This is a genomic window from Photorhabdus sp. RM96S (assembly GCF_042879335.1).
GTDB lineage: Bacteria > Pseudomonadota > Gammaproteobacteria > Enterobacterales > Enterobacteriaceae > Photorhabdus > Photorhabdus kayaii.
On the sequence record NZ_JBHFKT010000077.1, the window covers coordinates 1 to 7,185 of the forward strand.

6 protein-coding genes and 1 pseudogene are annotated in these 7,185 nt (G+C 38.0%); 5 read left to right on the forward strand and 2 right to left on the reverse strand.

The window, feature by feature from the left end; all coding sequences use genetic code 11:
* The 3 genes and pseudogenes from ACGF49_RS23780 to ACGF49_RS23790 form a co-directional block, all read left to right on the forward strand.
* Window positions 1–427 (forward strand): annotated as a pseudogene (locus ACGF49_RS23780) (hypothetical protein); the annotation flags it as partial.
* Window positions 424–1,347: a hypothetical protein gene (locus ACGF49_RS23785; protein ID WP_162119992.1), complete on the forward strand. Its 924-nt coding sequence runs from the start codon at window positions 424–426 to the stop codon at window positions 1,345–1,347. The pseudogene ACGF49_RS23780 and the gene ACGF49_RS23785, both read left to right, overlap by 4 nt.
* Window positions 1,348–1,520: 173 nt before the next feature.
* Window positions 1,521–2,378: a hypothetical protein gene (locus ACGF49_RS23790; RefSeq protein WP_387493085.1), complete on the forward strand. Its 858-nt coding sequence runs from the start codon at window positions 1,521–1,523 to the stop codon at window positions 2,376–2,378.
* Window positions 2,379–2,817: 439 nt separating this feature from the next.
* On the opposite strand, the gene ACGF49_RS23795 is transcribed toward ACGF49_RS23790, so the two are convergent.
* Together ACGF49_RS23795 and ACGF49_RS23800 are read right to left on the reverse strand one after the other, a co-directional pair.
* Window positions 2,818–3,786, reverse strand: coding sequence for an IS30 family transposase (locus tag ACGF49_RS23795; protein ID WP_387493088.1), 969 nt, complete (start codon window positions 3,784–3,786; stop codon window positions 2,818–2,820).
* A 235-nt stretch (window positions 3,787–4,021) separates the two neighbouring features.
* Window positions 4,022–4,348, reverse strand: coding sequence for a hypothetical protein (locus ACGF49_RS23800; RefSeq protein ID WP_387493090.1), 327 nt, complete (start codon window positions 4,346–4,348; stop codon window positions 4,022–4,024).
* A gap of 547 nt (window positions 4,349–4,895) precedes the next feature.
* On the opposite strand from ACGF49_RS23800, the gene tssI reads away from it, so the two are divergent.
* Window positions 4,896–6,869, forward strand: coding sequence for a type VI secretion system tip protein TssI/VgrG (tssI, locus tag ACGF49_RS23805; RefSeq protein WP_387493092.1), 1,974 nt, complete (start codon window positions 4,896–4,898; stop codon window positions 6,867–6,869).
* Window positions 6,862–7,185 (forward strand): DUF4123 domain-containing protein (locus tag ACGF49_RS23810; RefSeq protein WP_387493094.1); only part of this gene is annotated, 324 nt, incomplete at its 3' end. The genes tssI and ACGF49_RS23810, both read left to right, overlap by 8 nt.

Genomic DNA, 7,185 nt, shown 5'->3' on the forward strand with positions numbered 1-7,185 from the left:
ATTAGATATGATTCTGGAAGGGGCGTTAAATCTGTCATTTAAATATGCCAGTAATGAAGAGCATAAAATGGAATTTCAACTGGGGGATATGGTAAGAGGCACGCTAGCGATTAAAGCGGAAACCAATATTCAGGCGGGGTTTAAATATTATCTGGTGGAAGGATATTTTAAAGCGGAGGCGGATATTGAAGCGGAAGGATGTTTTGAACTGGATAAACAGGATAAGGAGTTATCTCTGGTGTTTTTCCATGAGGGCATCACCGCCAGTTATTATGTGGAGTATGGGGTTGGACGGGGAGCTATTAAAGATAGTACCGGTTCTGTCAGTCAAAAAAATAAAGCAAGGAATAATAAACAAGAAAAATGGGAGATATATCCGAAGTTACCAAAAGAAAAGTCGACATATAAATTGAGGTTATTGCAATGAAAAAAGTTGTTTTATTTTTTATGGCGTTATTTTCAATATCAGCTTATGGGGAAAGTACAATGGATAAAGTTAAATATATTAGCTATTTAGAAACTCATCGGGCACGTTGTGTCCTTAGAGTCAATGGAATGTATACTCTAAGTAATCTGCATTCAATTACCGGCACTATATCAACGGGGTATAATATTGCTCCGATATTGCAAAATGGTAAGAATACCATCTACATCGAAATGGCTCCATTTAGTGATGCAAAAGAAGGATATGTTTATAAAGATAAGGATGCGGAGTGTAAAGTCCGGTTGGTAAAGGTGACACCTTACCAGTCAGATGAAATCACGAATATTATTGCCAGTGTGGCAGATAAAAATGGTGTAGCAGAGCCTAATAGTATGAAATCCGTTAATTTTAATACCGATACAGCGCAGTATAGTAAAATTACGGAAAAGAATATCGAGAATGAAGGTTTTTATTATGCAGAGAGAACGGTTACGTTAAATGATTTACCTGCTTGGGCTTGGACCACCTCTGCACCATTACCGGTGACAGAAACAAGTGCAGAACTGGTTAGAAAAGCCTATGAAGATGTTTGGCAAATGTTGAAGAACCAGGATTTGGAGTCACTGAAAACAGCCTATCAATTAACATTATGTGAAGAATCTCAGGCGAATAATAGTACCGAGCAAATTTATTTTGATTCTCTAGATTTTAAACATTATTTTGATAAGGGCTATCAGGCAGTACCGATAGATTGGAGTAAATATAAATTAGTACGTTATCTCAATGGCCGATTATTCCGGTTTGAAGTTGTAAATAGTATGAATTCTCCGTTACTAATTGAGGATAAACATAATAGTGAAGATGGATTTACATTTAACCCATTTTTCTCTTTAATCAATGGAAAAGTGGTCATTTCGAGATAATCGTGGCCTTTTTTGGATAACTCAGTATTGACTGTTTTTTGCAGTTAATACTGGGGAGTAAGGAAATATAACTAAAATAGAAATCAATATACAAACTGAGGTTATTGCAATGAGAAAAGTTTTTTTATTTTTTTATGGTCCTATTTTCATTATCAGCTTATGGGGAAAATACAATGGATAAAGTTAAATATATCACTTATTTAGAAACTAATCGGGTACTTTTCAGATTTAAAGTGAATGGAATCAATACTTTATATAACTTTAGCTCTATATTTGGTACTATATCAACCGGATATAACATTGCATCGCTATTACAAAATGGTAAAAACATTCTCAGTCTTGATATGGGGCCATTAAGTGCTAGGGATAATAAATATATTTATAAAGAAAAAGACGCAGAGTGTAAGGTTAGGTTAGTGCGAGTTACACCTTATCAATTGGATGAAATTACTAATATTGTTACTGAGGTGGTAGATGAAAATGGTGAATTGAAACCGAACAGCATGCAGTCCATTGATTTTAATATTGATACTGCCCAATCTGGCAAAATCATGACGAAAGAATACCCTAGTGAATTTTATTATCATACTGAGCGATCAGTTACATTAAATAATTTGCCCGTCTGGGTTTGGACTACGGCTACGCCTTCGCCGGAAACAGCAGCAGGCACGGAGTTAGTTAAAAAAGCCTATGAAGATATCTGGCAAATGTTGAAAAATCAGGATTTAACGGCACTGAAATCAGCCTATCAATTAACGTTTCATGAGGAATCTCAAGCCAATGACAGTACTGAACAAATCCATTTTGATTCGTTGGATTTTAAACATTATTTTGATAAAGGCTATCAGGCTGTACCGATAGATTGGAATAAATATAAACTGGTACGCTATATGGAAGGAAGATTATTCCGATTTGAAGTTAAAGATGGAATACAGTCTCCATTATTAATTAGGGACAAGAATGGCGAGAATGGATTTACATTTAACCCGTTGTTCTCTTTAATTAATGGAAAAGTGGTTATTTCTAGATAACTATGGCCTTTTTAAAATAACTCAGTATTAACTGTTTCCGATAGTTAATACTGAGAGGTAAGGAAAGACTATGCTTTCGATTAACATGAAAAGCGCCGTTTGTGATTGTAAAACCCCGGACCCTTATATTCACAAAATTAGTGTTAAAAGTCGGGAAATGGGTTTTTCATTATAACCAGATTGAACCGATAGGGGATATTTGAGTGGTTGATGAAGCGGGTGGTATACCGGCAGCAATTTCATTGGTGGGAAAACAGTGTCTGTCTGACAATCCACACTGTCTATCTCTTTTTTATTGCGTTATTTTTACGATTTTCTTCATAAAATAACTGGCGGGAAAGAACCTTAATCCCCATCTATTTGGGGAATATTGTTTTACATGCAGATTTATTTTCAATTCATTATTAATGGGTAGATTCACATAATAAGTGCAACATCGTTAATCTGGAAGTAAACATGTTCGTATTCCCTTAAATAATTCATTCGGTGTTTTCCCACCCCGTGTCTTTCGGGGACGATGATTTAACCGGTTTACCACAAAATTTATTTCCTGATCAGAGACTTCATTAAAATCGGTTCCCTTTGGAAAGTATTGTCTAATTAACCCATTGATATTCTCATTGATCCCTCTTTCCCAGGGCGAATAAGGGTGGGCAAAGTAAATTTGGGTTTCTAATGTTTCACTGATGATTTCATGATCTGCGAACTCCAAACCGTTATCGAATGTGATAGTCTTAACCCTCTGTTTTAACGGGTATAATACTTTCACTGCCGCTTTCGCGACTTCTGATGCCCGTTTACTATCAACTTTAACAATAATTGTATACAGCGTTTTGCGGTCAACCAATGTTAATAATGCACTTTTTTTATCTTTCCCCATTATCGTATCCCCTTCCCAGTCGCCAATACGTTCTTTTTTATCAACGATTTCCGGGCGCTCATCAATACTGACCCGATTTTTAATTTTGCCTCTTCTTTCATAGCGACCATAGCGTTTGCGATAGGGTTTTCTGGCTATTCGCAGATGTTGCCATAAATCATCCCCCTCTATTTTATCTTGATAAATCAACCTATAGATCGTCTCATGATGCAACGATATCCCTTTATGTTGCTTCAGATAATCAGCCACCTGTTCAGGACTTAAGTCTTTCCAAATTAATCGTTTTATCCATTTTTTTACTTCCGGCGTTATTTTCACGGCTTTCTTTGCAAAATGACGACGAGCCAATACCTTCAAATGAGCCTGTTCAGGGCAGTATATCTGGACTTCTTGATTTCTCTTCAATTCTCTGCTGATGGTCGACGGGCTTCGCTTAAGTGATTCAGCAATGAAAAGCTGTGAAAAACCGGCTTCTTTTAAACTGGAAATCTGGTATCTTTCTGTTTCGGTCAGTTGTGTATAGGCCATAGTGCATTCTCCTGTGGCGGGAAAGATGCCTACTATAGCAACTGACCGCCCTTCTGAAAAATTGCACTTATTAGTCGAATCCGCCCTGCATAATTATTTAAATAATCCTATTTTCCGTTTTTAGTGAATTTCCTTTTATCAATATTTTCTATTGGTTAATAGAATGAATACCATTTTTTGCAGTTAAATAGATAATGAAATAAAAATTTTTATATTGAAAACATATTGTTGAAATTTAAACTTCCGTCAGTGGATGAACGGGGAGAAACTGAGTAATTACCGCTTCTGCGTGTTGGTAGTTACTGAGATTAATAACTACAACTTTGTAGAAGTAAACCGCATTAGGTACTCTGCGGAAAAATTTAGTTTCACCGGGTTGAATATCGATAAAAGCATACTGATTGTAATCTCCGAATGGAGGCGCCCAGTAATTTACGGCTCTAATTGGTGCGGGACCTCTATTTTCTATATTGAAACTAGGATGATGAGTAGTAGGCATTATTATATTGCCACCAGTATAAAGCTCAAAAGTTTGATTAGGGTTTATATATATCAGTCTCATTTTATTGTTTCCTTATCATGACGATTATTATGTTACATATAGTACAGATAATCTTATCTGCGAAATTTAACTTAACACTTTCCCATAACAGTTAAATATTGAAATTTATCAGTGATGTAAAAGGAATAAGATAAATGAATTTATCGTATTTGAATTCCAATCTAATAAATAAAAAAATATATTGTTGTTTGAAATATTACGCTAATTTTGTCTTCTCTTTTATTTTTGTTACTGATTCAGGCCAGCAATTTTGGTTAATAAAATCATTATAATTCATTTTAACGTAACCCATTCAATATATTGAAGTTTTATGCCAAAACCTGGCTTTTCACTAGAGTAAAATATCGTTATTTCAAAAAAATAAGTTGATTATTTCTTCCATCGCCTACCCTCCCGCTCATATGTTGAACAGGGAAAAGTTTGGTTAATGAATTTGCTAGTGAATATGTTCGGTAATCATTTAAGTAAAAGAGGGTGAAATTATGGTTGTTTTACATGATCTATTTAATTCCCAGAGCCTCGACCTCACGGGATCAGGAGGAATGTAATGGCTGATTCAGGATTGGTTTTTACACTTACTGTCGGCTCTCTCCCGGAGAAAACTTTTGCTGTGGTGGAGTTTACTCTAGATGAAGCGCTGTCAGAGTTATTTTGTCTGAAGGCGACATTAACCAGCGCTGATCCGGATATTAATTTCGCTGATGTTCTGGATAATGTTGCGACATTGACTGTTTATCGCGATGGAAAACCAGAGCGTAGTATCACTGGGATTGTGACTCAATTTGAACAAAGTAGGACAGGTCGTCATCGCAGTCATTATTCCCTGACCCTTCAACCTGGTTTATGGCGTGCGGGATTACGGGTTAATTCCCGTATTTTTCAGCATCAATCTGTGACCGAGATTATTGGCATATTGTTGAAAGAAAATGGCGTTAGAAACTTCTATTGTCAATTGCGTTATGAACATCCTGAACGGGAATTTTGTGTGCAATATGATGAGAGTGATCTGGCGTTTCTCCATCGTTTATTGGCTGATGAAGGGATATTTTATTATTTCGATTTCACTGAGGAGCGGGGTGAACCGATCATTATTTTCATTGATTCTCATTGGATAAATAACAACTTTTCATTGCCTTATCGCCCAGAATTAGATGCTACAGGAAGCCAATGCAGTATCAATCGATTCTGTTGGCGTGAACAGGTCGGGATTGCCAATATTGAGTTGAAGGATCGTACTTTTAAAAATCCACTGTGGGGGGCTGACTATTACTATCACGAACGCCAAATTAACCACCAGCGTTCAGATTTGCCCAGTTACACTTACTATGATTTTCCCGGGCGTTTTAAAGATGAGCGTGGCGAGCGCATGAGTCAATTTCGTTTGGAAGCACTCCGCGCAGACACGATGTTTGGTGGTGGGCAAAGTGACTGTTTTGCTCTGGCGCCGGCATCAGGGTTTACACTTACTGATCATCCGAAAGAGCAATTTAATACCCAATGGCTGGTGATTAAAATCAGCCATCACGGTAGACAGCCGCAGGCGGATGAATCCCATTTCGGTGAAACGGGGACGACCTTAACGAACAATTTCATCTTTGGTGATCGTAACCGGGTATGGCGTCCTTCACCTTATCCCAAGCCGCGTATTGATGGCTTGCAAATTGCGACAGTGGTTGGCCCGGAGGGGGAAGAGATCTTTTGTGATGAATACGGGCGTGTTCGGGTACAGTTTGCCTGGGATCAATATGGCAAATTCAATGACCGAAGTTCCTGTTGGATCAGGGTCAGTCAGGCTTGGGCCGGCCAGCGTTGGGGCATGATTGCTATCCCACGTGTAGGTCAGGAAGTGCTGGTGGATTTTCTGCATGGCGATCCCGATCAGCCAATTATTATTGGGCGTACCTATCATACCAGTAACGTTGTGCCTAACGATTTGCCGATAGCAAAGACCCAGATGTCAATTCGTTCAAAAACCTATAAAGGGGATGGTTTTAATGAACTGAGATTTGAAGATGAAAAAGATCGGGAAGAAGTATTTATTCGTGCTCAGAAGAATCTGGCGATTAAGGTGCTGAATTCCCGGGATGAACGAATTAATTACAACCGTACAACCAGCATTGGCCATGATGATGAACTGGTGATTGCCAGTAACCGTAAAGTCACTGTTGATGGGCAGCAGGAACATAAAACCACTGGTGACTATATCGATCAGGTTGATGGTGACAAAACCTTACAGGTCAAAGGCGATGTAATACAGAAAATACAGGGCGTATTCAGCATCGATACCAATGATGACATTACGATAAAAGGCGGCGGCAAAATCACCCTGAAAGTAGGTGATAATTTTATTGTTATTCATGGTGGTGGCGTAGATGTCAAAGGTGCGTCTATTAACTTAAATTCAGGTGGTAATCCCGGCGTCTTATTGCAACCGGTTAATCCGGCGATTTTGCAGAGTGCGGCTCATGCCGGTTCGATGTTTGTCGCACATTGCCCGAAGGGGAAAGATAAAAATGGTTAAAGAAAAACTGTATGCTGTCGTTGACGCCGCGACAGAATCCAAATGGTTTCTTATATTGGAGTATTTTGATCCGCCTTTTACCTGTCTTTATGATGAATCTTTACCGCCTGAATTGCTTAAGGTGGCTCCTTATTTAGTGGAAGTGACAGAAAAGTTAAAACTTTATTTGGAGAACTGTGACATACCTTGGGGAATTTTCTTAAGCTCTCAGGCGGATATGAAAACATTACGTCGGCATTTGCGTAAATATTTACAAGTATTATTACCTGAACAGGATAAACCGGTATTTTTCCGGTTTTATGATCCGCGTAATATC